Raw genomic sequence first — 25,642 nt, forward strand, 5'->3', positions numbered from 1 at the left:
TAGGATTAGCCTCAATTCTCCCACATTGGAACCTCATGACCAAATACAGCCTGCGTGCGCGCATGATGATACTGATCCTGGCGCCAACGTTATTGATAGGTTTGTTGCTCAGTACTTTCTTCGTTGTGCACCGTTACAACGAGCTGCAGGAACAGTTGGTGGATGCCGGCGTCAGCATCATCGAGCCGCTCGCCGTCGCCAGCGAATATGGCATGACGTTCCACAGCCGCGAATCGGTCAGGCAACTGGTTAGCCTGTTGCACCGCCGCCATTCCGACATTGTACGTTCAATCACGGTGTTTGATGCGCAAAATAATCTGTTCGTCACCTCTAACTATCACCATAATGTCTCCCGGCTGCAGTTGCCCAAAGGTGTGCCAGTCCCCAGCGAACTGATGCTGACGCGCCGCGGCGATTCCCTGATCCTGCGCACGCCGATCCTGCCTGAAAACCATTATCCAGACGAGGCCACCAGCACAGATGTCCAGCAGGATCAGGATAACAATCTTGGCTATGTGGCGATCGAACTGGATCTGCAGTCGATGCGCCTGCAGCAATATAAAGAAGTGTTCGTCTCCACGTTATTGCTGCTGCTGTGCATGTGCATCGCCATTTTGTTCGCCTACCGTCTGATGCGTGACGTGACCGGCCCGATTCGCAACATGGTGAACACCGTCGATCGCATTCGCCGCGGCCAACTGGATAGCCGGGTAGAGGGTTTCATGCTCGGCGAACTGCAAATGTTGAAAAACGGCATCAACTCGATGGCGATGTCATTGACCGCCTACCACGAAGAGATGCAGCAGAATATCGATCAGGCCACCTCGGATCTGCGGGAAACCCTGGAACAGATGGAGATCCAGAACGTCGAGCTGGATCTGGCGAAAAAGCGCGCCCAGGAAGCGGCTCGCATTAAATCCGAATTCCTGGCGAATATGTCGCATGAACTGCGCACCCCGCTTAACGGGGTGATCGGCTTTACCCGCCAGATGCTAAAAACCGAACTGAGCGTCACCCAGGCCGACTATCTACAAACCATCGAACGCTCGGCCAACAACCTGTTGTCGATCATCAACGATGTGCTGGATTTCTCCAAGCTGGAGGCCGGCAAACTGGTGCTGGAACATATTCCGTTCTCGCTGCGCGACACCCTGGATGAAGTGATCGTGCTGCTGGCGCCCAGCGCGCATGAAAAAGGGCTGGAGCTCACCCTGGACGTGCACAACGACGTGCCCGATCAGGTTATCGGCGACTCACTGCGCCTGCAGCAAGTGATCACCAACCTGTTAGGCAACGCGGTGAAATTCACCGAAACCGGCAACATCGATATCCGCATTGAGCAGCGCAACCAACTGGCCCACCAGGTGGAGCTGGAAGTGCAGATCCACGATACCGGCATCGGTATCTCCGAGCGCCAGCAATCACAGCTGTTCCAGGCTTTTCGCCAGGCGGACGCCAGTATTTCGCGCCGCCACGGCGGCACCGGGCTTGGGCTGGTGATCACGCAAAAGCTGGTGAAGGAGATGGGCGGCGATATCTGTTTCCACAGCCAGTTGAACCGTGGCTCCACCTTCTGGTTCCACATTACGCTCGATCTGAACGAAGACATGCTGTCACTGCCGCCAAGCCTGCCGGATCTGCGCGGGAAAACTCTGGCGTATATCGAGTCTAACCCGATCGCCGCCCAGGCAACGCTCAATATGCTGAGCGTCACCCAACTGGTGGTGACCCATTCTCCGACGCTCGGCCAACTGCCGAAAAATGATTACGACTTCCTGCTGATGGGGGTGCCGATCCCCTTCCGTGACAATATGGCGCAGCATACCGACATGCTAGTCGCGGCCCTGCACTATGCCCGGCGGGTGATCCTGGCGTTGCCGAGCCAATCACAGCTTGACGCCGAACAGCTTAAAGCACAGGGCGCCATCGGCTGCCTGACCAAACCGGTCACCAGTAACCGCCTGTTCACGCTGCTGCGCGCCGAAACGCCGTGCACGCCCCAACCGCAGGCCGCGCATAAACGCCTGCCGTTAACCGTGATGGCCGTGGACGACAACCCGGCTAACCTGAAGCTGATTGGCACCTTGTTGACGGAACAGGTTGAGCACACCCTGCTGTGCGAAAGCGGTGAAGAAGCCATTGCCCTGGCGCGCGACAACGTACTGGATTTGATTCTGATGGATATTCAGATGCCCAATATCGACGGTATCCGTACCAGCGAGCTGATCCACCAGATGCCGCACCACACCTCAACGCCGATCGTGGCCGTGACCGCCCACGCCATCAGCGGCGAACGTGAACACCTGCTTCAGGCCGGGATGGATGACTACCTGGCGAAACCTATCGATGAGGCCATGCTGACGCGGGTGCTGTCCCGCTATCACAGCAGCGGCCACAGCGATACCGTCACAGTGGTGCCGCGCGGCGGTGCGGCCAGTGGCGAACCGCTGCTGTCCCTGGACTGGCCGTTGGCGCTGCGCCAGGCGGCCAACAAAGCCGATCTGGCGCAGGATCTGTTGCAGATGCTGGTGGAATTCCTGCCGCAGGTTAGCGAACGGGTACAGGCGCTGCTGGAAGGCGCAGAGGATGACGGAATTCTGGAGCTGATCCACAAACTGCACGGCAGTTGCAGCTACAGCGGCGTGCCGCGGCTCAAGCAATTGTGTTTCTATATCGAACAGCAGCTGCGCCAGGGCGTCAGCCAACAAGAGCTGGAGCCGGAATGGCTGGAACTGTTGGATGAAATTGAGCTGGTCAACCAGGCGGCAAAGGCCCATTTGGCCGCTGAGTAACCACTTCGCGACAGGCTCGCTAGCTATTCAGCAAGGATAAAAAAAGCCCCCTTAAACAAGGGGGCTATGTTTCGTTAAACGCCGGCGGGGTATTACTGCATCAGCAGGTACAGTTGGCTATCGCCGCGCAGAATGTTCAGCGCCAGAACGCTCGGTTTGCTGTCGAGGATTTTACGCAGCTCGCCCAGGTTTTGAATCGGCTGCTGGTTAACCCCAAGGATCACATCGCCCTTCTTCAGGCCAATACGCGCAGCGGCGCTGCCGGCTTTCACGTTATCCACCTTCACGCCTTTCTGGTCGCCGACCTGGGTATTGCTCAGTTCGGCCCCTTCGATACCGGTGTAGATGTTGCCGGAATCCACCTGCGTTTGGGTGCTTTGCTCCAGCGTAACGTCAACGGTTACCGGTTTGCCATCACGGATGATGCCCAGACTCATTTTGCTGCCGACCGGCAGCGTGCCGATTTCGGCGCGGAACGCCGCGAAGCTGGAAATTGCCTTGCCGTTCATGGTGACGATCACATCCCCCGCTTTAATACCGGCCTTGGCAGCGGAAGACTTCGGCAGCACCTGGCTGACGAAGGCGCCACGCTGGGCATCGACTTTCATGGCCTTGGCCAGCTCTGAGTTCAGCTCAGTCCCCATGATTCCCAATTCGCCACGCTTGACCTGGCCGTATTCCACCATCTGCGACGTCAGGTTTTTCACCATGTTACTTGGGATCGCAAAGCCGATACCGATATTGCCGCCGTCCGGCGCCAGGATTGCGGTATTGATACCGATCAGCTCGCCGTTCAGGTTCACCAGCGCGCCGCCGGAGTTACCGCGGTTGATGGCGGCATCGGTCTGAATAAAGTTCTCGTAGTTTTCGATATTCAACCCGCTGCGCCCCAGCGCGGAAACGATACCCGAGGTGGCGGTTTCCCCCAGGCCATACGGGTTACCGATCGCCACGGTATAGTCACCCACGCGCAACTGATCGGAATCCGCCATCTTGATGGCCGTCAGGTTTTTGAAGTCTTTCAGTTGGATCAGCGCAATATCAGAACGCGGATCCTTACCGATCACCTTGGCATCGAAACGGCGGCCATCGCTGAGCTGCACCTGGATCTTGTTGGCGTTATCCACCACGTGGTTATTGGTCACCACGTAGCCTTTAGCCGCATCAATCACCACCCCGGCGCCCAACGCCTGGAATTTCTCCTGCGTGCTTTGCTGGCCCTGACCGCCGCCCTGGCACATCGGCGAACCCTGGAACGGCGAACCGTCCTGGCAGAAAGGGGAATCCTCGCCGAAGAACTGTTGGAACTGCTGCGGCATACGCGGCGTGTTCACCGTGGTGCTGCCTTCAACATTGATGCTCACTACGGAAGGCATCACTTTTTCCAGCATGGGAGCCAGGCTTGGCAACTGCTGCGACGTGGCGCTGGGTGCAACCACATCCGCCGCACTGGCCGTAACCGGCCCTACAGCCATACCAATACTGAATGCCAGAGCGCTCAAAACTAATGCGGTTTTTTTCATCTGTGTGTCTCTTAGAAAAGTCATTCAAGGAAAGATTGCATTCTTGTGTGCCTAATCAGAGTTTATTTATCGCCCGAAGTTCAGGACAATGCACGCCGCAATAGTAAACAAATATTGTCCGTCTTTACAAAACTCGAAATAATTCCCCCGCAGGAACGTCAGCGCCAAAATAACCGGTTGCTTTGCCCATTAATTATTCCGCCGCCATTAATCGCCGATATTCGTCATAGGCATAAAGATCGGTCATGCCGCTGATATAATCCTGCAACAAACGCGCACGATAATAATATTCGCGCACCGCAAACTGCTCGGGCGAAAGATGCTGCAACCCTTCCACCGCTTCCACATAGGCCAGGCGGTGTTTGGTGGAAAGCTTATGGAACAAGCGCGTTTCAATCGGGTAACCGCGGTGGGTGTCTTCACGCACCAACTGGCTGAACGCGGCCAGCGGCATGGCCAACAACGGGCTGTAGATATCCAGCAACCCATTGATAACCCGATAACCCTGCAGTTCAAGCTGCTCCACTTCCGGGTGATTAAACACATGTTTTGAAGCGACATTCTTGAAAATTTTCAGCAGACGAAATTCGGGGCTGGAATCCTCCAGCAGCGCCTGGTTAAAGGTGCCCTGATAGACGCTCTCCAGGTTATCGATAAAGCGCTGCGCCGCGTGCGGCACCAGGCGAGCCACGGTGAATACCCGCAGGTACATGAAGAAGTGATCTTCCGCGCTGCGCCGGGCGCCCCCGCGATCGAGCTTGCGAAAGGCGCTGGCGACGGTTTTATCAAACAGATCGCCGCTTTTTACTTCGCCCCATTCCTGGATTAAATGTTGATAAAGCTGCTCGACGGTGAAAATGTTTTTTTCCACCGCATCTTCCAGGTCGGCCACACAATAAGAAATATCATCGGCCGCCTCCATAATATAAGTTAATGGGAAACGTTCGAATTCACCTATATTCAATTCCCGGCGTAACCTGTCGACAAAGGCTTCTTCTGCCAGATAAAAACCTGGCTTCTTCATTAAATAGTCATGGCTGGCCGGAATGTCGCCGGACCAATACGCCGGGCGGGTATATTTCAAAATACAGCCCACCTGTGCATAGGTCAGATTCAGCTTCAGCAGGGTATGCACCATGCGGATCGCCTGCGCGTTGCCTTCAAAATTGCTCAGATCCTGGCGGATGCGGCTGCGCAGTTGGTTAAGATCGCTTTGCCCTTCCTGCAGGCGCAGCACGGCAACCTGGCAGTTATCCTGGCCGTTAGGCTCGCGGCCGCCGTTGGCCGGCACCAACCGCTGGCGGAACCAGTCATTGATCGCCGATTCGCCAAAGTGGCCGAATGGCGGGTTGCCGATATCGTGCATCAGGCAAGCCATTTCGACGATGCTTTCAAAAGGCGACAGCAGCCGGACCAGGCCCAGCGCATCGACACGCTTTTGCTGTTTGAAACTGTTGAGGATCTCTTTGGCGATATGCCGCCCCACCTGTTGTACTTCCATGGAGTGGGTCAGGCGGCTGCGCACGGCGGCGTTGCGCTCCAGCGGGAAAACCTGGGTTTTCTGCTGCAGCCGGCGGATAGCGGCTGAGTTGACGATACGCCCGCGATCGCTCTCAAACTGACGGATAATCTCGTACTCTTCCTCAGCCACGATCGGCTTGCTGAATGGCCGCTGGAAGCTGATTTTTTGCTTAAAGTCGATCCCGGACATCTGTTTCCCCTACCGTTGCGCACCAGCCCCCGTGATAGCAATTCCCGGCAGCGGATGCAACGGATTATCTCTCATTGAGAGCCATGATAGACTATGGCGCAATGTTCACCCCAATCAGCGAGTGTTAGTTATGAAAGTAGGCATCATCGGCGCAATGGAAGAAGAAGTCACCCTGCTGCGCGAGCAAATCCAGAACCGCCAGACCCTTGTACGCGCGGGTTGCGAAATCTATACCGGCCAACTGAACGGCGTTGACGTGGCGCTGCTGAAATCCGGCATTGGTAAAGTGTCGGCGGCGATGGGCACCACCCTGCTGCTGGAACACTGCAAGCCGGATGTGGTGATCAACACCGGCTCCGCCGGCGGCCTGGCGCCAACGCTGAAAGTGGGTGATATCGTGGTTTCCAGCGAAGTGCGCTATCACGATGCCGACGTAACCGCCTTTGGTTATCAACCCGGCCAGATGGCCGGCTGTCCGGCGGCGTTTAACGCAGACGAGGCGCTGATTGCCCTGGCGGAAAGCTGCATCAAGCAACTGGATATGCACGCGGTGCGCGGCCTGATCTGCAGCGGCGATGCCTTCATCAACGGCGCCGAGCCGCTGGCGCGCATCCGCGCCACTTTCCCGGCGGTGGCCGCAGTTGAGATGGAAGCCGCCGCTATCGGCCACGTCTGCTACCTGTTTGGTACGCCGTTTGTGGTGGTGCGCGCCATTTCCGATGTGGCCGACCAGGAATCGCACATGAGCTTTGAAGAATTCCTCAGCGTCGCCGCTAAGCAGTCCACCCTGATGGTTAACGCCATGCTGCAGGCGCTGGCGAAACGCCACTAAGGTGAAACGCCGGCTTGCGCTCCTGCTGTGGGGCCTGGCGCTCTGGCTGGCATCGCCGGCCTTTGGCGCCCAACGGGTGATAAGCCTGGCCCCCAGCACTACCGAACTGGCCTATGCCGCCGGCATGGGCGAGGTGTTGGTGGCGGCCAGCGCCTTTTCCGATTACCCACCCGCCGCGCGCAACTTGGAGCAGGTGGCTTCATGGCAAGGGATTAACCTGGAACGGGTATTGGCGCTAAAACCGGATCTTATCCTGGCCTGGCGCAGCGGCAATCCGCAGCGGGTGCTGGATCAGCTTGCCGCGCTCGGCATCCCAATTTTCTATGCCGATGCCAAACGCATTGATGAGGTAGCCCAGGAACTGGACGATTTGGCGCAATACAGCCCTCATCCCGAAGCCGCGCATCAGGCCGCCGACCGTATCCGCCGGCAGGCCACACAATTACAAGCCCAATACGCACACCTGCCGCCGAAACGGGTGCTGTTGCAATTTGGCACCCAACCGCTGTTTACCAGCTCGGGAGCGACGCTACAAAGCCAGTTGCTGGCGCTGTGCGGCGCGCAGAATATCTTTGCCGACAGCCGCATCCCCTGGCCGCAGGTCAGCCGCGAACAGGTGCTGGCGCGCCAGCCGCAGGCGATCGTGATCAGCGGCGGCGAACAAGAGCTGGCCAATGCCAAAGCGTTCTGGGCGCCGCAGTTGCAGGTGCCAATCATCGCGCTGGATGCAGATTGGTTTAATCGCCCTGGGCCACGCATCATGCTGGCGGCGCAACAACTGTGCAGCCGGCTGGCGGACATTCACTGATCCGGCCCATACGGGCGCATCATAATGAGTTGGGGAAATTGATTACACGGAGCTTCTCCCCCCGCACCGGCAACAACAAACGCGGGGGAAGCAACGACCACCGGCCGGCGATGGTTGATTAGGCAGGATCAGATACTGAACGAAGAACCGCAGCCGCAGGTGGTTTTGGCGTTCGGGTTAGTAACCACAAAGCGTGAGCCTTCCAGCCCTTCGGTGTAGTCCACCGAACCACCTACCAGGTATTGCAGGCTCATCGGATCGACCACCAGCGCAACGCCCTGCTTCTCAATGGTCATGTCGCCTTCATTGACCTTATCGTCAAACGTGAAGCCGTACTGGAACCCGCTGCAGCCGCCGCCGGTAATGTAGACCCGCAGTTTCAGATTTGGGTTTTCTTCATCAGCAATCAGGTATTTCACCTTGTTTGCTGCCGCCTCGGTAAACTGCAGGGGCAGTGCTGTTTCATCACTCATACTTAACTCCCAACATTGTTCAGCATCAGGTTACTACAACGGCAGCCTGATTAATGCCTTTAATTATCCAATACCCCAGAGCTGTGTTCAAGTATTCGCCGCATTAGGCGCATTTTATTGGCACCTTTTAAACCATTCGCCCGCAAAGCCGACGAAAAATGGCGCCGATGCCGGCATGCCCTGCCCCGGTTAACCGTTTCATAACGGCGCGCACTTCTCTAGAATAGCCTGCGTCGAACCATTTATTGAGAATCCAGGAGCCGATTTATGAGCTTACACAGCAAGTCCGAAAGTCTGTACGCCCAGGCGCAGCAGTTAATCCCCGGCGGGGTTAACTCCCCGGTGCGTGCATTCACCGGCGTCGGCGGGGTGCCGCTGTTCATTGAGCGGGCTGACGGCGCTTATCTCTATGATGCCGATGGTAAAGCCTATATTGATTACGTCGGCTCCTGGGGCCCGATGGTGCTAGGCCACAACCACCCGGCCATTCGCAATGCCGTTATCGAAGCGGCCGAACGCGGCCTGAGCTTCGGCGCACCGACCGAAATGGAAGTGAAAATGGCGGCGCTGGTGACCGAACTGGTGCCAACCATGGACATGGTGCGCATGGTCAACTCTGGGACTGAAGCCACCATGAGCGCCATCCGCCTGGCGCGCGGCTATACCGGCCGCGATAAAATCATCAAGTTTGAAGGCTGCTACCACGGCCATGCCGACTGCCTGCTGGTTAAAGCCGGCTCCGGCGCCCTGACCCTTGGGCAGCCGAATTCACCAGGGGTGCCGGCAGACTTCGCCAAACATACCCTGACCTGCAGCTATAACGATCTGGATTCGGTACGCAGCGCATTCGAACAGTACCCTGCTGATATCGCCTGTATCATCGTTGAGCCGGTGGCCGGCAACATGAACTGCGTGCCGCCGCTGCCGGGCTTCCTGCCGGGCCTGCGCGCGCTGTGCGATGAGTTCGGGGCGCTGTTGATTATCGATGAAGTCATGACCGGTTTTCGCGTGGCGCTGGCCGGCGCCCAGGCTTACTATGACGTGGTGCCGGATCTGACCTGCCTGGGCAAAATCATCGGCGGCGGCATGCCGGTGGGGGCATTCGGCGGCCGCCGCGAGGTGATCGCGGCGCTGGCGCCAACCGGGCCGGTTTATCAGGCCGGCACCCTTTCCGGCAACCCTATCGCCATGGCCGCCGGCTACGCCTGCCTGAATGAAGTGGCGCAGCCCGGCGTGCACCAAACCTTGACCGAACTGACGGAAATGCTGGCGCAGGGGCTGTTGGACGCCGCGCGCGAAGAGAATATTCCGCTGGTCGTCAACCGCGTTGGCGGCATGTTCGGGCTGTTCTTTAGCGATGCCGAAGCCATTACCTGCTACCAGGACGTGATGCAGTGTGACGTTGAGCGTTTCAAACGCTTCTTCCACCTGATGTTGGATGAAGGCGTCTATCTGGCGCCTTCCGCCTTCGAAGCCGGGTTTATGTCTGTGGCGCACAGCAAAGAGGATATTCAACGCACCATTGATGCCGCACGCCGCTGCTTTAGCCAACTGTAATCACCGCATAGCGGGGCCGCAGTCACGCGGCCCCGCTTCGGCTTAGGTCAGCGCCCCGTAGATCGTTAATATCGCAACCACAACCACAATAATCATCGTCACTTTACGCGCCAGCGTCACCGCGGCCCGTGGGGTCTGCACTGCATCGCCATGGGGCTCACGCGCTAACGAAAACTGCGCTAGCGAAGTCAGTACCTGGTATTGCGAGGTGCGAAAATCCCCCAACGAAGCAAACCACGCCGGCAAGGCTTTCTCGCCGTGGCCAAACATCGCATACGCCAGGCTAGCCAGGCGCACCGGGATCCAATCAACCCAGTGCAGCAGCCAGTCGATGCCCGACTGTGAACGCTGCAACGGGGTATGGTGGCGCGCCAGCCAGGTTTGGTAAGCGCGCAGGAACGCATAGCCTGCCAGCGCAATCGGCCCATACGGCCCGCCGACCACCAACCAGAACAACGGGGCAAGATAATAGCGGTAGTTAATCCACAGCAAGGCGTTTTGCAGTTCCCGCAGCCGTTCTTCCTCGCTGTAATCGACCGGCAAGCCGTGAATCAACGCCAATTCTTCCGACATCTGGGCGCAGGCGTCGGCATCGCCCTGCCTGGCCGCCTTCAGATAGGCGCGATAGTGTTTGCGAATAATCCCGGCGCCAATGCACAGTAGGCCAATCACAATCCATAACAGCAACGTCACCACGCCAAAAAACAGGCCGTGGCTGATCCCCAGAATCGCCCATACCACGGCCATCCAGACAATAACCAGCGCCAGCGTCTGCGGCAGTGAAAATCGGCGCAGCCGCTGGAACACCCCGGCAATCCGATGATCCAACTGCCAATGGTCACCCAGCTTGAACAAACGTTCCCATGCCAGAACCAGTAACAACGTAAACAGCGTCATGAGCCAGCCCTCTCCTTTTATGTACTCCCGGCGTTGCGCAGCGGGATTTATCGCATGATTCCAGAGATACGCATATCAATGCCCATCCAATAACAGGCCAGCCCCCTGATCGACAGGATCCGGTAAGGTTGCCTACCGGATAATAACGTTGCCGAAATGATGAGCCGCCACAGCAATCCGCTATCAAAAGAAACGGTTAAGGCATGAGTGGTACTTGCCCTGGCAACAGAGTAGCATGTTCCACAATCCCCTTACCGCCCATTTCGGAGTTTCCTATGCCGACACGCCGTTACAGTGCCGACAGCCGCCGCGCCGAGCTGCTCGAACGCATTGAAAGCGATATCCCCTACGCCGTTGCCCAGGCCCTGCGTGAAGATCTGGGCGGCGAAGTGGATGCCGATCGCGATATCACCGCGCAATTACTGCCCGCAGACAAGCAGGCCAGCGCCACCCTGATCACCCGGGAAGCCGGCGTGTTCTGCGGGCAACGCTGGCTGAATGAGGTCTTCATTCAGTTGGGCAATAAGGTCAAAACCAACTGGCTGGTTGCCGACGGCGATACGCTGGTGCCGAATCAGCCGCTGTGCCAATTGAGCGGCCCGGCGCGCACGTTGCTGACCGGCGAACGCACGGCGTTGAACTTCATCCAAACGCTGTCTGGCGTAGCCACGGAAGTGAGCCGCTACGTCGCACTGCTGGAAGGCACCCAAACCCGCCTGCTGGATACGCGCAAAACGCTGCCGGGGCTGCGCACCGCGCTGAAATATGCCGTGCTGTGCGGCGGCGGCGGCAATCACCGCCTGGGGCTTTCCGATGCGTTCCTGATCAAGGAAAACCACATTATCGCCGCCGGTTCGATAAAAAAGGCCGTTGAACAAGCCTTCTGGCTGCATGCCGATGTGCCGGTAGAAGTCGAGGTCGAATCGTTGGATGAGCTGCAGCAGGCGCTTGATGCCGGCGCGGATATCGTGATGCTGGACAATTTCAGCATTGCCATGATGCGCGAGGCCGTCACGCTGGCCCAGGGCCGTTCTCAATTGGAAGTTTCCGGCAACGTCACCCGTGACACGCTGCGCGCATATGCGCAAACCGGCATTGACTATATTTCCGTCGGGGCGTTGACCAAGAACGTGACCGCGCTCGATCTGTCGCTGCGCTTCGACGCGCCCCATTGACCATTTCTTCCCTAGTCCGCCCCCGTGCGGCCGTCATTCTGCATGGCGGCCGTCATGTAAATGACACACCGGTTATTTAAGCTGCTGTCTTCTTAATCAGAAACGCACACGCCTTCCGCCTTGCCGGCAGGGCACACAAGAGTGTAATACGATGAAATATAAGCTATTACCGCTATTACTCACCGGATTGATATCTTTAAACGCCCTGGCGGAAGGTGAAAAAACCACCCGCTATGTGGTGACGTTTCCCGCCGGGGAACGCGTGGCTTATCAAGGGAAATTCGCCAGTCACTTTCCCCATGGCCTGCCGGTAGGCATCGGGTCTGGCCTCTATTTTATGGGGAAACAGGGCGACGATCTGTTGTTCACCACGCTGACCGATCGCGGCCCCAATGCCGATGCGCCGCCGGTGGGCGATAAAGAAGCCAAAATCTTCGCCAACCCCGGCTACACCCCGTTAATTATGGATATCAAAGTCAGCGCCAAGGCGGCGCAGGCCGTCAACCCGCGCCCGTTGCACGATGAACAAGGCCCGATAAATGGCCTGCCGCTGCCGGAGAATTTCATCGGCTCCACCAATGAAGTGGCGTTGAACGATGCTTTACTTCCCCTGAGCACCAGCCAACGCGGCCTGGATACCGAAGGGATCACGTCCGATGGCAACGGCGGTTTCTGGCTGTGCGACGAGTATGGCCCGTTCCTGATCCATATTGATGCGCAAGGGAAAATCCTGAAAAAATTTGGCCCAACGCCCAGCGGCGCCGAGCAGTCCGTCGCGACCGGTCTGCCGGCCATTATTAAATGGCGCCAGCCCAACCGCGGCTTTGAAGGGCTGACCCGGTTGCCAAACGGCACCCTGGTGATGGCAGTGCAAAGCACGCTGGATATCAACGGAAAAAGTAAGAACAAAGCGCAGTTCACCCGCCTGGTGATGTTCAACCCGGAAACCGGCGCCAGCCAGATGGTGGGTTACCCCATCAATATTGACAGCTATAAAAAGGCCAAAGACGCCAAAATCGGCGATATCGTCGCGCTGGATAATCAACGCATCCTGCTGGTGGAGCAAGGCGCAGACAAAGATAAGCACATGCAGAACCGCATCTATCTGGTGGACATGAGCCAGGCCACCGATCTGACCCCCTTTGATGCGAACGGCAAAGCACCGGAATTTGACGATAGCGAACAGTTGGCCAAACGCGGCATTCGCCTGGCGCAAAAACGCGAACTGGTTGATCTGCGTAAACTGGGTTGGCAACAGGAAAAGGTTGAAGGCCTGGCAATGGTTGATAAACACACGCTGGCGGTCATCAACGATAACGATTTCGGCCTGCGTTCCACGTTGAAATCCCCGGTGAAAGCAAAAGACAAGGTTGGCGATTACCAAACCGGCCCCGACGGTAAACTGATGCGGGACGGTACTGCCACCAACACCACGCTGGAAGTGGTGCCGTTGCAAAAACCGGAGGCTGACAACGAACTGTGGTTGATTACACTGCCGTCCCCTTTGCCATAACCGGGCACTGAACGCGAACGTTTAGGGGGACACTACAAGGCATATGCCATAATTGAATATTATTCATATTGACATATCGCATTTACCGCATCTATCAGTGATAAACTCTTAAACTTAAGAAATTTTTATGTTTCTTTGAGTATATGTTTTATGTCGACACCCGATATTATATTTTGCTGTGGTTTTAAAGGAACTCCCTTGATAATCCTGCAACCTGTAGGGTATAAATTAAAACGTGCATTTCCTGAAAGGAACAAGGGATGAGTATTAACTTTATTTCTCTTCATAAAGTTGAAATGCTATGCGTACGAATGAACGTCATTTGTGGAAATAAAAAATATATGGAAGATTTAAGACAAGGGCTGTTACATGAAGAATGGACTAATACTCACTAACGCGGATGAATGCCACAGAGTACTTCCATTTCCAATAGATGAATTCAGAAGAGAATTGGATGAGGAATGTTATATTATATGGAAATTGCCGCAGTTTGATACCGTAAAGCTTACAAAAACCCCCATCCATCCAACCGATGCGGACTATGTTGAATCAAAAAACTCTGAGTTACATGGTGCATATCTATCTGCACATTTTGAAGCTGGTTTATGGCCAGTAGTTTATCAGGGTGAAAATGACGGACATTTGATTCGTCACGTTTGTCCTATGATACAGTCAGAAGATCAGGTCAGTTCTCAGGGAGCAAAGTACGATTTTTACCCTCATGTTGATAATCCAGATCTTCATATTTGTGGTGAAACTCCTTCAAAGGTATTCGGTGGTTGTCCGGATACATTAACTTTGCTGTGTTTACGGAAAGAGCCTGGCGTCAATACTAGCCTGCTGAAACTTGACCATATTATATCCATGCTTTCCGATGATATAATTAACATACTCACAAAACCTCTATTTACAGTAAGAAGGCCAGCAAGCTTCGTAAATGCCTCTTCTATTGAAGGCGTTCCAGTTATTGTAAACAAAGATGGTATCTGGTACTCCCGCTTTGATTGGCACAACATAACGGGTATGACGCTAGAAGCTGAGGCCGCGCTGGAAAGAATGAGATTTATTACTCTTGAGCGTGAACTTTGGTTTGATGTACCATTGGAACCCGGTCACGCAGTCACATTCCTTAATCAAAGAACCATGCATACACGCAATGCTTTTGCACCACGATTTGATGGTACTGACCGATGGCTGCTTCGTGTTTTTGGAATGAAGATACGTCCACCTGAAACACAACTTCTCGATCCCAAAAATTGTCTCCACCACTTACGTACATTGTAACGGTATTAAAAATGTTTCATTTATTTAATAACTCAATATTTATTGAGGGTAGTATTATTGCCCAATATCTTGTTGTTGGCATATTGTTGTTAGTGGTAGCCTCCTTTATAGCAGGGTACATAGATGCTATCGCTGGAGGCGCTGGGTTAATCCTGATACCTGCATTTATTCTGACTGGATTACCGCCACAACTGGCACTGGGTCAGGAAAAGCTTGTAAGTACAATAGGTACTATTGCAGCTATTAAAAACTTCGTTAAAAATAAATCTGTCATCTGGTCAGTAATACCGGCTGGGCTTATTTCAGCGCTAGCAGGTGCATATGTCGGAGCTAAAGTTATTCTATTGCTTCCTGCTGAAACCTTGTCACTGGTTATTGTGGGTTTACTACCCATCGGATTAATATCAGCCACAGTGAAAGGAAAAATAAAGGAGTCAACTGAAAACGAGGCGAAAACAAATTTCTTAGCAATCTTTGTAGTTTGTTTTATTGTCGGTTTTTATGACGGTTTTTTTGGGCCAGGCACAGGGAGTCTTTTCATTATCGCGCTGACAGTAATAAATAAATTCGGGTTATTGCAGGCCTCAGCAACAAGTAAAATTTTCAACTTTTCTTCCAATATCGGTGCATTTGTTGCTTTTGCGATCGCAGGGAAAATGGCTTACGTCATTGGCATCCCCATGATTGTAGCAAGTCTTCTGGGAAACCATATCGGCAGTATACATGCTATCAGAACGAACGGAGAAATAATCCGAAAGGTTCTATTTGTATCAGTAGGAGCAATGATGTTGACTCTTTCCGTAAAATATTTTATAGGGTTCTAAGCATGACAATCAAACACGAAAAAATCAATGTCCGACTGGCTGAAAAAAAAGACATACCGGAAGTTAAAAAACTACTGGAACGCTATCATGCCAAGAACCTTGAGGGTGAACAACGGGCAAATGGTTTTGTAACCACAGATATGACTGAGCATCAACTTAGCGATTTATGCGAGCGTGAGCACGGAGTTGTAATTGCAATCGATAGTAATAGCAACAAAGTCGTCGGACTGCTTTTAGGTGCGTCATGGCAGTTTCTCCAGCCATGGCCAATGTTCGATTATATGGCCGGTATACTGAAGGAATTCACACATCAGGGCGTAAAACTGGATGCAGAAACTTCCTATCAATATGGCCCTATTTGTATTGCAGAAGAGTATCGTAGTTGTGGTATTGGTGAATTACTACTGGCTCATCAACGTCAGGTTTTCGCCGCACGTTTTCCGGTCATTGTCACATTTGTCAACGTACTCAATCCCCGCTCTTATGCCTTCCATACTCGTAACAAATTCGAGGATGTAGGATTCTTCAATTTTAATGGCAATAAATACCATATGATGGCATTACCAACGTTAGAGTGAGTCAGTCAGGCCCTGAAAATAATTCAGGGCCTGCCGACGGCTGACGGCTGACGGCTGACGGCTGACGGCTGACGCACAAAATCGTTTTTCACACCCCGTCCAGTTGTAAGCAATATTGCGGAGCATAACGCACTTTTATCTAACCCTATGCAACGGTAAGCCATTGCTACCGTAGCCGCACGCACTGTTGCCCAAAGCCCCTCGCCCCCCACGGGAAAGCGCATTATGTTGCTCTTCACATCACAATGGAGAATGTGGCATATGGAAACGCAACGCGGCTTTACCCTGATCGAGTTAATGGTGGTGATCGCCATCATCGCCATCCTGAGCGCCATCGGCATTCCCGCTTATCAACGCTATCTGCAAAAGGCGTCGCTGACCGATATGCTGCAGGCGATGGTGCCTTACAAAATGGCGGTGGAGCTATGCCTGCTGGAAAATGGCGGCACCGCCAGCGGTTGCAACACCGGCAGCCAGGGGATCCCTAACGCCACGACATCACGTTACGTCAGCAATATCGCCGTCAGCCAGGGCATCATTACCCTGACCGGCAGCCAAACGCTGCAAAGCCTGACGGTGATGCTGAACCCGGTGCAAGACAGCACCGGCCTGACGCGCTGGACGCGCCGCTGCAGCAGTGAAAACAGCGCATTGCAGGAAAGCTGCCTGAGCGTGTTCCGCTTTGATGATGCGGCGGGGTGATCGCCATGGCAATCAGCAATGAAATCCATACACTCTGCCAGCGCTATCAAGCGCTTGCCGTTAGCGAAGACGAACAGCAGCTCACCATTGCCGTGCACCAGGCGATCCCAACCGATCTTCTGGATGCGTTGCGCTTCGCCACCGGTAAGCAGATTAACGTGCAGCAATGGGCGGCGGCGCGCCTGGAGCAGGCGCAAAATACACGCCAGCAGCAGGACGAGCAGGAAACGCAGGCGCAGGACGTTCCCTCACTGGACGAAGACAGCGAAGCCCCAGTGGTGCAGTTCATCAACCAGACGCTGCGCGCCGCCATTCAACGCCGGGCGTCCGACATCCACTTTGAGCCCTATCCGCAAATGCTGCGGATACGCTTGCGCATCGACGGTGTGCTGCAAACCGTCCCTTCCCCGCCGTTCCCAATGGCCGCACGCATTGCGGCACGTTTGAAGATCATGGGGCGGCTGGATATTGCCGAACGCCGCCTGCCCCAGGATGGCCAACTCAGCGTGCAGTTGGACAACACCCGCTACTCAATGCGTATCGCCACCCTGCCCACGTTGCACGGTGAAAAGATCGTCCTGCGGATCCTGCAGAGCGAACGCCAGGAACTGCCGCTGGCCCAGCTCGGCATGAGCCAGGAGGCATTAAACCTGTATGCCAACGCGCTGGGCCATCCACAGGGGTTGATCCTGGTGACCGGGCCCACCGGCAGCGGTAAAACCGTTACGCTTTACAGCGGCCTGCGGCAGCTTAACGACAGCCAAACCAACCTGTGCAGCGTGGAGGATCCGGTAGAGATCCCGGTATTCGGCATCAACCAAACGCAGATCAACAGCAAAGCCGAGCTGGGTTTCTCCCGCGTACTGCGCGCCCTGCTGCGCCAGGATCCTGACGTGATCATGATCGGCGAGATCCGCGACAGGGAAACGGCCGAGATCGCAGTGAAAGCCGCGCAAACCGGCCATCTGGTGCTCTCAACGTTGCACACCAACTCCACCAGCGAAACATTGGCGCGCCTGGCGCAGATGGCGATACCGGGCTACCTGCTCGCCGCCTGCCTGAAGCTGGTGATCGCCCAGCGCCTGTTGCGCCGCCTGTGCCACCATTGCCGTTATCCGCTAAGCGAGACGGCCGCTTTCCCCACCGCCCTGTGGCCAGAACCGCTGACGCCATGGCGTGCCGAAGGCTGCGAACATTGCTTTAGCGGCTATTACGGCCGGATCGGCATTTACGAACTGCTGGCGATAACCCCGGAAGTGCAAGAGGGCCTGATACAAAATGCCACCGCCGGGCAGTTGGCGCAGATTGCCCAGCGGCAAGGGCAAAAAACCTTGTTGCAGGCCGGGCTGGGACAGGCGGCACAGGGCATCACGTCGCTGGAAGAAGTGTATCGGGTACTCGGTGTCACCGCTGGCGCGGAAACGCGCTGATGGAGAAGCAACGCCTATTCCTGTGGCAGGCAATTGATCGCCATGGGGAACTGTGCCAGGGCGAAACGCTGCAAATCAGCAAGCAGCATGTCTGCCGACAGTTGATCGATCAGGGGCTACAGCCATACCGAATCGCCAGCGGCAAGTGGATCTTTACGCGCCACTGGCGCGGTGAGCCGCTGATTCAGTTCACCCGCCAGTTGGCCACGCTGCTGCAGGCTGGCCTGCCGCTGATCCACGGGCTGCAACTGCTGGCGCGCGAGCACCCCTCGCCGGCCTGGCGCTGCCTGCTGCGCGGCATTGCCGAGCAGGTCGCTCAGGGGCACGCGTTTTCCGCCGCGCTCGCCCACTATCCACATGTTTTTCCGGTACTCTACTCAAAGCTGATTGCCATCGGCGAGTTAACCGGCAATTTGGACGGCTGCTGCGTCAAGCTTGCCCAACAGCAAGAGCAACAACAAAAATTGCACAAGAAGGTCGCCAAGGCCCTGCGTTACCCGCTATTTATCTGTGCCGTGGCCATGCTGGTCAGTATTCTGATGCTGACCATGGTGTTACCTGAATTCGCCAAGGTATATCAATCATTCAATGCCCCGCTCCCCAGCTTCACCCAGTGGCTATTAAACCTTTCCACGCTGCTGATCCACGTTGGCCCTTATCTGGCAATATCGGCGGCCCTGCTGATCTTGTTCTATCTGCGTAAGCTGCGCCCGTTGCCGCACTGGCGGCAGCGTGAGCAGCGGGCTTTGCTGCGGCTGCCGCTGGTTTCCCGATTGGTGAGCGGCGGCTGCCTCAGCCAGATTTTCCATATCTTGCACATGACCCAGCTCGCCGGGTTAACGCTGGTCGAAGGTCTGGAGGCGGCAGCGGTGAGCATGAGCAACCTGTTCTTTCGCCAGGCGCTTAGCGCAATCCAACAGCAGTTGGCACAGGGATCAACCTTCCACCATGCGCTGGCACAACAGGCGCTGTTTCCGCCGCTATGCCAGCAACTGGTGCGGGTTGGGGAAGAATCTGGCTCGCTGGATACCCTGCTGGGCAAACTGGCTCAATGGCATGAACAGCAAACACATGAATTGGCCGATACCCTGGCGCAAACGCTGGAGCCGATGCTGATGCTGGTGGTCGGCGCTATCGTCGGCTCCCTGGTGATCGCCATGTATTTACCCATCTTCCAAATGGGGAACATCCTAAGCTAGGCGCAGCCCCGCAATAGTACGGGGTTCCGCTTAAACCACGCGCCGATTACCGGTTGGTAAAGACGCGGTTTTCCTGCTCCGTCACGCGAATAAAGGTGGTGCGTTTGGTCAGCTCTTTCAAACGGCTCGCCCCCACGTAGGTGCAGGCGGAACGCAGGCCCCCCAGAATATCGCGCACGGTCAGCGCCACTTCCCCCCGCAGGGGCAGCTTGACGGTTTTGCCTTCCGCCGCGCGGTATTCCGCCACGCCGCCGACGTGGCGCTCCATCGCGGAAGCCGAGCTCATACCGTAAAACAGCATGAACTGCTCGCCATTTTCTTCCACGATGGTGCCTTCACATTCGTCATGCCCGGCCAGCATACCACCCAACATCACAAAATCGGCACCGCCGCCAAACGCCTTCGCCACATCGCCAGGCACCGAGCAACCGCCATCACTGACGATCTGCCCGCTAAGGCCGTGCGCCGCGTCGGCGCATTCGATCACCGCGGAAAGCTGCGGATAACCGACGCCGGTTTTCACCCGCGTGGTGCAGACCGAGCCGGGGCCGATCCCCACTTTGACGATATCCGCACCAGACAACAACAGTTCTTCCACCATTTCCCCCGTGACCACATTGCCCGCGCAGATAACGCTGTTCGGGCAGGCTTCACGCGCTTTCTGCAGGAAATTGACGAAATGTTCGGAATAGCCATTGGCAACGTCAATACAAATGAATTTCAGCGCCGGGGAAAGCGCCAGGATCTGCGTTAACTTGGTAAAATCAGCCGCAGAAGTGCCGGTTGATACCATGACATGGCGCAAAACCGATTCCGGCACCCGCTGGATAAATGCCTCCCACTGCGCCACGCTATAATGTTTATGCACGGCGGTGAGGACATCAAACGCGGCCAACGCCTCGGCCATGCGAAACGTACCCACGGTATCCATATTGGCGGCGATGATCGGCACGCCAGACCAACTGCTGCCGGAATGTTTAAAGGTAAACTGACGTTCCAGCTCAACCTCAGAACGGCTTTTCAGCGTAGAGCGTTTTGGGCGGATCAACACATCCTTAAAGCCCAGCTTCAAATCTTCCTCAATACGCATGGCGAATGATTTCCTGGTTAATGGCGACGGTGCGCGATAGGACAAATGGGTTACAACGCTGCATGAGCCGATGTGCGGCCAGCAGCGGCAGCCCGTTGATGCCAGTTCCAGTAAAACTATCATACGCGCGAATAATCACGCGGCAAGACTGCGATTGTGCCCGAATGTGCGCTACAATCATCGCAGTCTACCAGTACGATCCAGCACCGGACCTCCTTTCAGGTTGGTTCGTCACGCCTAACGGCAAATGCGGCCCGCGTTGCTACCGGCTTGCACTTCTGCGCCAGCGCTTTATGATTCCTCTATTCTTTTCGTGAACTCAGGGTGCGCCTAAACCATGGCCTACATTGTTGCGTTAACAGGCGGTATCGGCAGCGGCAAAACCACCGTCGCCAACGCTTTTGCGCGCTTTGGCGCCACCATCGTCGATGCCGACGTGATCGCCCGCCAGATCGTCGAGCCGGGCACCCCTGCGCTGGCGGCAATCGCCGCGCATTTTGGTAATGAAATATTACAGGCGGACGGTTCACTTGACCGCGCCAGGCTGCGCCAACTTATTTTCAACCACCCGGCGGAAAAAGCCTGGCTGAATCAGCACCTCCATCCGCTGATCCATCAGGAAACACAGCGTCAGTTGGCCCTGGTCAGCAACCCCTATGCCTTGTGGGTGGTGCCGCTGCTGGTGGAAAACGATCTGCACACGCGCGCCGACCGGGTGCTGGTGGTCGATGCCGATCGCGAAACGCAACTGGCCAGAACCATGGCCCGCGACGGCAGCAGCCGCGAGCAGGCGCTCAATATCTTGTCGGCCCAGGCCTCGCGCCACCAACGCCTGGCAGTGGCCGACGACGTCATTGATAACAGCGGCAACCTGCGGGATATTGAACCCGCTGTCGCACTATTACATCAACGCTATCTAGAATTGGCGGCATCAGCGCCCCAACAGGATTACACCGAATGAGCGATGTTTCCCCTACTGTTCTTTTTGAACACCCGCTGAATGAAAAAATGCGCACCTGGCTGCGCATTGAGTTTCTTTTACAGCAGTTGTACCAGCAGCAGGCATTGGACAGTACCGCCATTGCCCTGACGTTTTTCCGCGCCGTCGCCGATCTGTTGGATGTGCTAGAGCGCGGCGAAGTACGTACCGAACTGCTCAAAGAGCTGGAACGCCAACAGCAAAAACTGCTGCAATGGGCAGACGTGCCGGGCGTGGACATGACCCTGGTCAACCAACTGCGTGACCAACTCAAACAGTGCGCGTCATCACTGATGGCTGCCCCGCGGCTGGGGCAGGCTTTGCGCGAGGATCGCCTGATTGCCTTGGTGCGCCAGCGCCTGAGCATCCCCGGCGGCTGCTGCAGTTTCGATTTGCCCACGCTGCATATGTGGATGCATATTCCGCAGCACCAGCGCGATCATGACGTCAGCGCCTGGCTGGAAACGCTGCAGCCGCTCAGCCATTCCCTGTCGATGGTGTTGGATCTGATCCGTAAATCCGGCCAGTTCCAAAACCAGATCAGCCTGAATGGCTTTTTCCAGGACAATGCCGAAGGGGCCGATCTGCTGCGCCTGCGTATCAACCTGGAATATCAGCTCTACCCACAAATTTCCGGCCATAAAACACGCTATGCCATCCGCTTCCTGCCGCTGGACAGCGAACATGGCAAAGTTGCGGAACGGCTGACGTTTGCCCTGGCCTGTTGTTAATTTATCAGAAAAAAATACGCCCTCGCCAAGCTGTGGGGGTAAGGAAAAGTAATGACGACCGTAGTAAAGTGCCCAACCTGTGGTAAAGGCGTGGTCTGGGGAGAAGTCAGCCCCTTTCGCCCGTTCTGCAGCAAACGCTGCCAGCTCATCGATCTTGGCGAATGGGCGGCGGAAGAAAAGCGGATACCCAGCCAGAGCGATCTGACGGAAAGCGAAGAGTGGAGCGAAGAAGACAAGGAGTAGGCTGTCTACAGGAAATGGCCTGGCGCGCTAACGCCAGGCTGGCACAGATCACACTGCCGGGTTAGCCTGCGCCACCAGCAGTTGAATAATCCTGGCGTTAGCCGGCGGGAAATCAGCCGCCTGCAAATCGGCCTGCCTGGCCCAGCGCATCGGTTGCCCTTCCCGGCCATACGGCTCACCGCGCCACTGCTCTACCAGATAGAAATACAGCGTCACGATCCTATCGTCAAAACGGTGCTCAATCACTTCCAGCGGGGTAGCCTGCTGCACGTCAATACCGGTTTCTTCCTGCAGCTCACGCGTTAACGCCTGCTCGGGCGTTTCCCCGGCTTCTATCTTGCCGCCGGGAAATTCCCAAAAGCCCGCCATATGTGAATCGGCAGCACGTTGGGTGAGGAAGATTTCCTGCCGGGCGTTGCGGATAATGCCAACGGCGATATTCAACTGTTTCATCGCGTCTCCAGATATAAACGCAGGGCGCCGGTTAGCATCCCCAAAAAGAGGGGGACCAGCATGCTGATCCCCTTACGTTTGGCCGGCACCCGTTGCCGGATACCGCCCGTTTTTTTACCGCAGCGCCGGCCTTATTTCTGCAGGCGGCCGTGGCACTGCTTGTACTTTTTGCCTGAACCGCATGGGCAAGGATCGTTACGGCCAACCTTGCGCTCAGCGACGGCCGGCGTATTGGGTTCATCAACGGCCAGCGAATTTTCATCCTGATGGCTCAGCTGTTGCTGCTGGGCCAGGCGTTCCGCTTCGTTGCGGCGTTGCTGTTCCAGGGCTTCAACCTCTTCCGGCATCCGCACCTGAACCTTGCTCAGCACGCTGATCACTTCATACTTCAGTGATTCCAGCATCGCGGCGAACATGGCGAAGGATTCGCGCTTATATTCCTGCTTCGGATCCTTTTGCGCGTAGCCACGCAAATGGATGCCCTGACGCAGGTAATCCATCGCCGCCAGGTGCTCTTTCCACAACGAATCCAGGGTTTGCAGCATCACGCCCTTCTCAAAGTTGCGCATCATTTCGCTGCCAACCACTTCTTCCTTGCGCAGATATTCTTCCCGAGCCTTATCCAGAATACGCTCACGCAGCGTTTCTTCATGCAGTTCCGGCTCTTTGTCCAACCAGTCGGCAAGCGGCAGTGCCAAATCGAAATCTTTCTTCAGGCGATCCTCCAACCCTTTCACATCCCACATTTCTTCCAGCGACTGCGGCGGAATGTAGTTATCAATCGTCGCCTTGAAGACGTCTTCACGGATGCTGTTGATGGTTTCACTGACGTCGGACACATCCAGCAGTTCATTACGCTGGCTGTAAATGGCGCGACGCTGATCGTTGGCCACATCATCGTATTCCAGCAGTTGTTTACGGATGTCAAAGTTGCGGCTTTCTACTTTACGCTGTGCGTTGGCGATCGCCTTGGTCACCCATGGGTGCTCAATCGCTTCACCTTCTTTCATCCCCAGCTTACGCATCATGTTGGATACGCGATCGGAGGCAAAAATACGCATCAGGGCATCTTCCATCGACAGGTAGAAGCGAGAAGAACCGGCATCGCCCTGACGGCCGGAACGGCCACGCAGCTGGTTGTCGATACGGCGTGATTCGTGGCGCTCGGTACCGATAATGTGCAGCCCACCTGCCGCCAATACGGCGTCATGGCGCACTTTCCAGGCCTGCTTGATCTCTTCGATCTGCTCTTCGGTGGGGGCTTCCAACTGCGCGATCTCGGTCTGCCAGCTGCCACCCAGCACAATATCGGTACCACGCCCTGCCATGTTGGTGGCGATGGTCACCGCACCAGACTGGCCGGCCTGAGCCACGATATCCGCTTCCATGGCGTGGAATTTGGCGTTCAGCACTTTATGGTCGATACCGGCTTTCGCCAGTTCGCGGGAAACCACTTCGGATTTTTCGATCGAGATAGTACCCACCAGCACCGGCTGGCCTTTGGCGGTACGCTCACGAATATCTTCGATAATCGCCGCAATTTTCTCTTTCTCGGTCATGTAGACCAGATCCGGCATGTCTTTACGGATCATCGGGCGGTTGGTCGGCACCACGATGGTATCCAGCTTGTAGATCGAGCTGAACTCAAACGCTTCAGTGTCTGCGGTACCGGTCATCCCGGCCAGCTTCTCGTAAAGACGGAAATAGTTCTGGAAGGTGATCGAAGCCAGGGTCTGGTTTTCATTTTGAATTTCCACCCCTTCCTTCGCTTCCACCGCCTGATGCAGGCCGTCAGACCAGCGGCGGCCCTGCATGGTACGGCCGGTGTGCTCATCAACGATAATGACTTCGCCGTCTTTCACGATGTAGTCAACGTCGCGGGTAAACAGCACGTGAGCACGCAATGCGGCGGTAACATGGTGCATCAGCATGATATTGGCCGGGGAATACAGCGATTCGCCTTCATCCATAATGCCGGCGCCCACCAGCAGCTCTTCGATCAGGATCAAACCGCGCTCGGTCAGGTGCACCTGGCGAGCTTTCTCATCCACCGAAAAGTGGCCGTCGCCGTGGAAAGTGTCAGAGTCTTCTTTTTCCTGGCGGATCAGTTTAGGGATCAGTTTGTCGACTTTGATGTACATCTCGGAGCTGTCTTCAGCCGGGCCGGAGATGATCAGCGGAGTACGCGCTTCATCGATCAGGATGGAGTCCACCTCATCCACCAGCGCATAGTGCAATGGGCGCTGCACGCGCTCTTCCGGGCTGAACGCCATGTTGTCGCGCAGGTAATCAAAGCCGTATTCGTTGTTGGTGCCGTAGGTAATATCGGCGGCATAGGCCTCACGCTTGGCCGGCGCCGGCATACCCGGCAGGTTGATGCCCACGGTCAGACCGAGGAATTCAAACAGCGGGCGGTTGTTTTCCGCATCGCGCTGGGCCAGATAGTCGTTGACGGTAACCACGTGTACACCGCGGCCACTCAATGCATTCAGGTATGCCGGCAGGGTCGCCGTCAGGGTTTTACCTTCACCGGTACGCATTTCCGCAATGCAGCGATCGTTAAGCACCATGCCGCCCAGCAGCTGTACGTCGAAGTGACGCATGCCGAACACGCGTTTACTGGCTTCGCGCACCACGGCGAATGCATCCGGCAGCAGACTCTCCAGCACTTCGCCTTTTTTCAGGCGCTCACGAAACTCGCTGGTCTTGGCTTTTAACTGCTCATCGGACAGTTTTTCCATGTCCGGTTCCATACGGTTAATCTGCTCAACCACTTTACGCATACGGCGCAGCGTACGGTCGTTGCGGCTGCCAAAAACTTTGGTCAATAATTTCACTAACATGATGT

The 25,642-nt window shown here is 55.9% G+C and carries 22 protein-coding genes; 15 read left to right on the forward strand and 7 right to left on the reverse strand.

From position 1 onward, the window contains the following. Positions 1-35: 35 nt before the first annotated feature. Positions 36-2,792: a two-component sensor histidine kinase BarA gene (gene barA, locus ABFX35_RS21020; protein WP_346082779.1), complete on the forward strand. Its 2,757-nt coding sequence runs from the start codon at positions 36-38 to the stop codon at positions 2,790-2,792. Between the two features lie 92 nt (positions 2,793-2,884). On the opposite strand, the gene degP is transcribed toward barA, so the two are convergent. Together degP and dgt are read right to left on the reverse strand one after the other, a co-directional pair. Beyond that, the gene (degP, locus tag ABFX35_RS21025; protein ID WP_346082780.1) at positions 2,885-4,315 is read right to left on the reverse strand and encodes a serine endoprotease DegP; all 1,431 of its coding nucleotides are present in this window, start codon (positions 4,313-4,315) and stop codon (positions 2,885-2,887) included. 193 nt (positions 4,316-4,508) lie between these two features. Continuing rightward, a complete protein-coding gene (dgt, locus tag ABFX35_RS21030; RefSeq protein WP_279028924.1) occupies positions 4,509-6,026 on the reverse strand; it encodes a dGTPase in 1,518 nt (505 codons plus the stop codon). 130 nt (positions 6,027-6,156) lie between these two features. On the opposite strand from dgt, the gene mtnN reads away from it, so the two are divergent. Together mtnN and btuF are read left to right on the forward strand one after the other, a co-directional pair. Next, entirely contained in the window at positions 6,157-6,858 is a 702-nt protein-coding gene (mtnN, locus tag ABFX35_RS21035) for a 5'-methylthioadenosine/S-adenosylhomocysteine nucleosidase (RefSeq protein WP_346082782.1), read from the forward strand. A 1-nt stretch (position 6,859) separates the two neighbouring features. Further along, entirely contained in the window at positions 6,860-7,666 is an 807-nt protein-coding gene (gene btuF / locus ABFX35_RS21040; protein WP_346082783.1) for a vitamin B12 ABC transporter substrate-binding protein BtuF, read from the forward strand. Between the two features lie 128 nt (positions 7,667-7,794). Here the strand turns inward: btuF and erpA are convergent, their stop codons facing one another. Beyond that, complete coding sequence (gene erpA / locus ABFX35_RS21045; protein WP_121525337.1) at positions 7,795-8,139, reverse strand: iron-sulfur cluster insertion protein ErpA; 345 nt, start codon at positions 8,137-8,139, stop codon at positions 7,795-7,797. Positions 8,140-8,406: 267 nt separating this feature from the next. On the opposite strand from erpA, the gene hemL reads away from it, so the two are divergent. After that, positions 8,407-9,696, forward strand: coding sequence for a glutamate-1-semialdehyde 2,1-aminomutase (gene hemL, locus ABFX35_RS21050; RefSeq protein ID WP_346082784.1), 1,290 nt, complete (start codon positions 8,407-8,409; stop codon positions 9,694-9,696). Between the two features lie 42 nt (positions 9,697-9,738). On the opposite strand, the gene ampE is transcribed toward hemL, so the two are convergent. Next, a complete protein-coding gene (gene ampE / locus ABFX35_RS21055; protein WP_121525335.1) occupies positions 9,739-10,593 on the reverse strand; it encodes a beta-lactamase regulator AmpE in 855 nt (284 codons plus the stop codon). Between the two features lie 275 nt (positions 10,594-10,868). On the opposite strand from ampE, the gene nadC reads away from it, so the two are divergent. From nadC to hofC, 8 genes are all read left to right on the forward strand, one after another. Next, positions 10,869-11,768, forward strand: a complete 900-nt coding sequence (gene nadC, locus ABFX35_RS21060) for a carboxylating nicotinate-nucleotide diphosphorylase (protein ID WP_346082785.1) — start codon at positions 10,869-10,871, stop codon at positions 11,766-11,768. A gap of 151 nt (positions 11,769-11,919) precedes the next feature. Next, a complete protein-coding gene (locus ABFX35_RS21065) occupies positions 11,920-13,281 on the forward strand; it encodes an esterase-like activity of phytase family protein (RefSeq protein ID WP_279028182.1) in 1,362 nt (453 codons plus the stop codon). Positions 13,282-13,650: 369 nt separating this feature from the next. Further along, positions 13,651-14,565: a TauD/TfdA family dioxygenase gene (locus tag ABFX35_RS21070; RefSeq protein WP_346082787.1), complete on the forward strand. Its 915-nt coding sequence runs from the start codon at positions 13,651-13,653 to the stop codon at positions 14,563-14,565. A gap of 11 nt (positions 14,566-14,576) precedes the next feature. After that, positions 14,577-15,389 (forward strand): sulfite exporter TauE/SafE family protein, encoded by an 813-nt coding sequence (locus tag ABFX35_RS21075; RefSeq protein ID WP_279028187.1) that lies wholly within the window; start codon positions 14,577-14,579, stop codon positions 15,387-15,389. 2 nt (positions 15,390-15,391) lie between these two features. Beyond that, on the forward strand, positions 15,392-15,967 hold the full coding sequence (locus ABFX35_RS21080; protein ID WP_279028190.1) for a GNAT family N-acetyltransferase: 576 nt from the start codon (positions 15,392-15,394) through the stop codon (positions 15,965-15,967). 261 nt (positions 15,968-16,228) lie between these two features. Next, positions 16,229-16,669, forward strand: a complete 441-nt coding sequence (gene ppdD / locus ABFX35_RS21085; RefSeq protein ID WP_279028193.1) for a prepilin peptidase-dependent pilin — start codon at positions 16,229-16,231, stop codon at positions 16,667-16,669. 5 nt (positions 16,670-16,674) lie between these two features. After that, a complete protein-coding gene (gene gspE, locus ABFX35_RS21090) occupies positions 16,675-18,099 on the forward strand; it encodes a type II secretion system protein GspE (RefSeq protein WP_423783685.1) in 1,425 nt (474 codons plus the stop codon). Next, complete coding sequence (hofC, locus tag ABFX35_RS21095) at positions 18,099-19,298, forward strand: protein transport protein HofC (protein ID WP_346082789.1); 1,200 nt, start codon at positions 18,099-18,101, stop codon at positions 19,296-19,298. The genes gspE and hofC overlap by 1 nt, the downstream gene beginning before the upstream one ends. A 46-nt stretch (positions 19,299-19,344) precedes the next feature. On the opposite strand, the gene ABFX35_RS21100 is transcribed toward hofC, so the two are convergent. Then, positions 19,345-20,388: a GMP reductase gene (locus tag ABFX35_RS21100; protein ID WP_346082790.1), complete on the reverse strand. Its 1,044-nt coding sequence runs from the start codon at positions 20,386-20,388 to the stop codon at positions 19,345-19,347. A gap of 337 nt (positions 20,389-20,725) precedes the next feature. Between ABFX35_RS21100 and coaE the strand changes: the two genes are divergently transcribed. From coaE to yacG, 3 genes are read left to right on the forward strand one after another with little or no spacing between them, the layout of a single operon-like run. Next, a complete protein-coding gene (gene coaE, locus ABFX35_RS21105; protein ID WP_346082792.1) occupies positions 20,726-21,349 on the forward strand; it encodes a dephospho-CoA kinase in 624 nt (207 codons plus the stop codon). Further along, positions 21,346-22,098, forward strand: a complete 753-nt coding sequence (gene zapD / locus ABFX35_RS21110; RefSeq protein WP_095845975.1) for a cell division protein ZapD — start codon at positions 21,346-21,348, stop codon at positions 22,096-22,098. The genes coaE and zapD overlap by 4 nt, the downstream gene beginning before the upstream one ends. A gap of 51 nt (positions 22,099-22,149) precedes the next feature. After that, the gene (gene yacG / locus ABFX35_RS21115) at positions 22,150-22,341 is read left to right on the forward strand and encodes a DNA gyrase inhibitor YacG (RefSeq protein ID WP_279028202.1); all 192 of its coding nucleotides are present in this window, start codon (positions 22,150-22,152) and stop codon (positions 22,339-22,341) included. A 48-nt stretch (positions 22,342-22,389) separates the two neighbouring features. Here the strand turns inward: yacG and mutT are convergent, their stop codons facing one another. Together mutT and secA are read right to left on the reverse strand one after the other, a co-directional pair. Continuing rightward, the gene (mutT, locus tag ABFX35_RS21120) at positions 22,390-22,794 is read right to left on the reverse strand and encodes an 8-oxo-dGTP diphosphatase MutT (RefSeq protein ID WP_346082793.1); all 405 of its coding nucleotides are present in this window, start codon (positions 22,792-22,794) and stop codon (positions 22,390-22,392) included. 131 nt (positions 22,795-22,925) lie between these two features. Then, entirely contained in the window at positions 22,926-25,637 is a 2,712-nt protein-coding gene (secA, locus tag ABFX35_RS21125; protein ID WP_346082795.1) for a preprotein translocase subunit SecA, read from the reverse strand. Positions 25,638-25,642: the final 5 nt, after the last annotated feature.

The sequence above is a fragment of the Gibbsiella dentisursi genome, assembly GCF_039539505.1.
Taxonomy (GTDB): Bacteria; Pseudomonadota; Gammaproteobacteria; order Enterobacterales; family Enterobacteriaceae; genus Gibbsiella; species Gibbsiella quercinecans.

Coding starts and splice junctions, on each gene's coding strand:
- barA (WP_346082779.1), top strand. CDS start 36: ATGACCAAATACAGCCTGCGTGCGCGCATGATGATACTGATCCTGGCG.
- degP (WP_346082780.1), bottom strand. CDS start 4,315: ATGAAAAAAACCGCATTAGTTTTGAGCGCTCTGGCATTCAGTATTGGT.
- dgt (WP_279028924.1), bottom strand. CDS start 6,026: ATGTCCGGGATCGACTTTAAGCAAAAAATCAGCTTCCAGCGGCCATTC.
- mtnN (WP_346082782.1), top strand. CDS start 6,157: ATGAAAGTAGGCATCATCGGCGCAATGGAAGAAGAAGTCACCCTGCTG.
- erpA (WP_121525337.1), bottom strand. CDS start 8,139: ATGAGTGATGAAACAGCACTGCCCCTGCAGTTTACCGAGGCGGCAGCA.
- hemL (WP_346082784.1), top strand. CDS start 8,407: ATGAGCTTACACAGCAAGTCCGAAAGTCTGTACGCCCAGGCGCAGCAG.
- ampE (WP_121525335.1), bottom strand. CDS start 10,593: ATGACGCTGTTTACGTTGTTACTGGTTCTGGCATGGGAACGTTTGTTC.
- nadC (WP_346082785.1), top strand. CDS start 10,869: ATGCCGACACGCCGTTACAGTGCCGACAGCCGCCGCGCCGAGCTGCTC.
- ABFX35_RS21065 (WP_279028182.1), top strand. CDS start 11,920: ATGAAATATAAGCTATTACCGCTATTACTCACCGGATTGATATCTTTA.
- ABFX35_RS21070 (WP_346082787.1), top strand. CDS start 13,651: ATGAAGAATGGACTAATACTCACTAACGCGGATGAATGCCACAGAGTA.
- ABFX35_RS21075 (WP_279028187.1), top strand. CDS start 14,577: ATGTTTCATTTATTTAATAACTCAATATTTATTGAGGGTAGTATTATT.
- ABFX35_RS21080 (WP_279028190.1), top strand. CDS start 15,392: ATGACAATCAAACACGAAAAAATCAATGTCCGACTGGCTGAAAAAAAA.
- ppdD (WP_279028193.1), top strand. CDS start 16,229: ATGGAAACGCAACGCGGCTTTACCCTGATCGAGTTAATGGTGGTGATC.
- gspE (WP_423783685.1), top strand. CDS start 16,675: ATGGCAATCAGCAATGAAATCCATACACTCTGCCAGCGCTATCAAGCG.
- hofC (WP_346082789.1), top strand. CDS start 18,099: ATGGAGAAGCAACGCCTATTCCTGTGGCAGGCAATTGATCGCCATGGG.
- ABFX35_RS21100 (WP_346082790.1), bottom strand. CDS start 20,388: ATGCGTATTGAGGAAGATTTGAAGCTGGGCTTTAAGGATGTGTTGATC.
- coaE (WP_346082792.1), top strand. CDS start 20,726: ATGGCCTACATTGTTGCGTTAACAGGCGGTATCGGCAGCGGCAAAACC.
- zapD (WP_095845975.1), top strand. CDS start 21,346: ATGAGCGATGTTTCCCCTACTGTTCTTTTTGAACACCCGCTGAATGAA.
- yacG (WP_279028202.1), top strand. CDS start 22,150: ATGACGACCGTAGTAAAGTGCCCAACCTGTGGTAAAGGCGTGGTCTGG.
- mutT (WP_346082793.1), bottom strand. CDS start 22,794: ATGAAACAGTTGAATATCGCCGTTGGCATTATCCGCAACGCCCGGCAG.
- secA (WP_346082795.1), bottom strand. CDS start 25,637: ATGTTAGTGAAATTATTGACCAAAGTTTTTGGCAGCCGCAACGACCGT.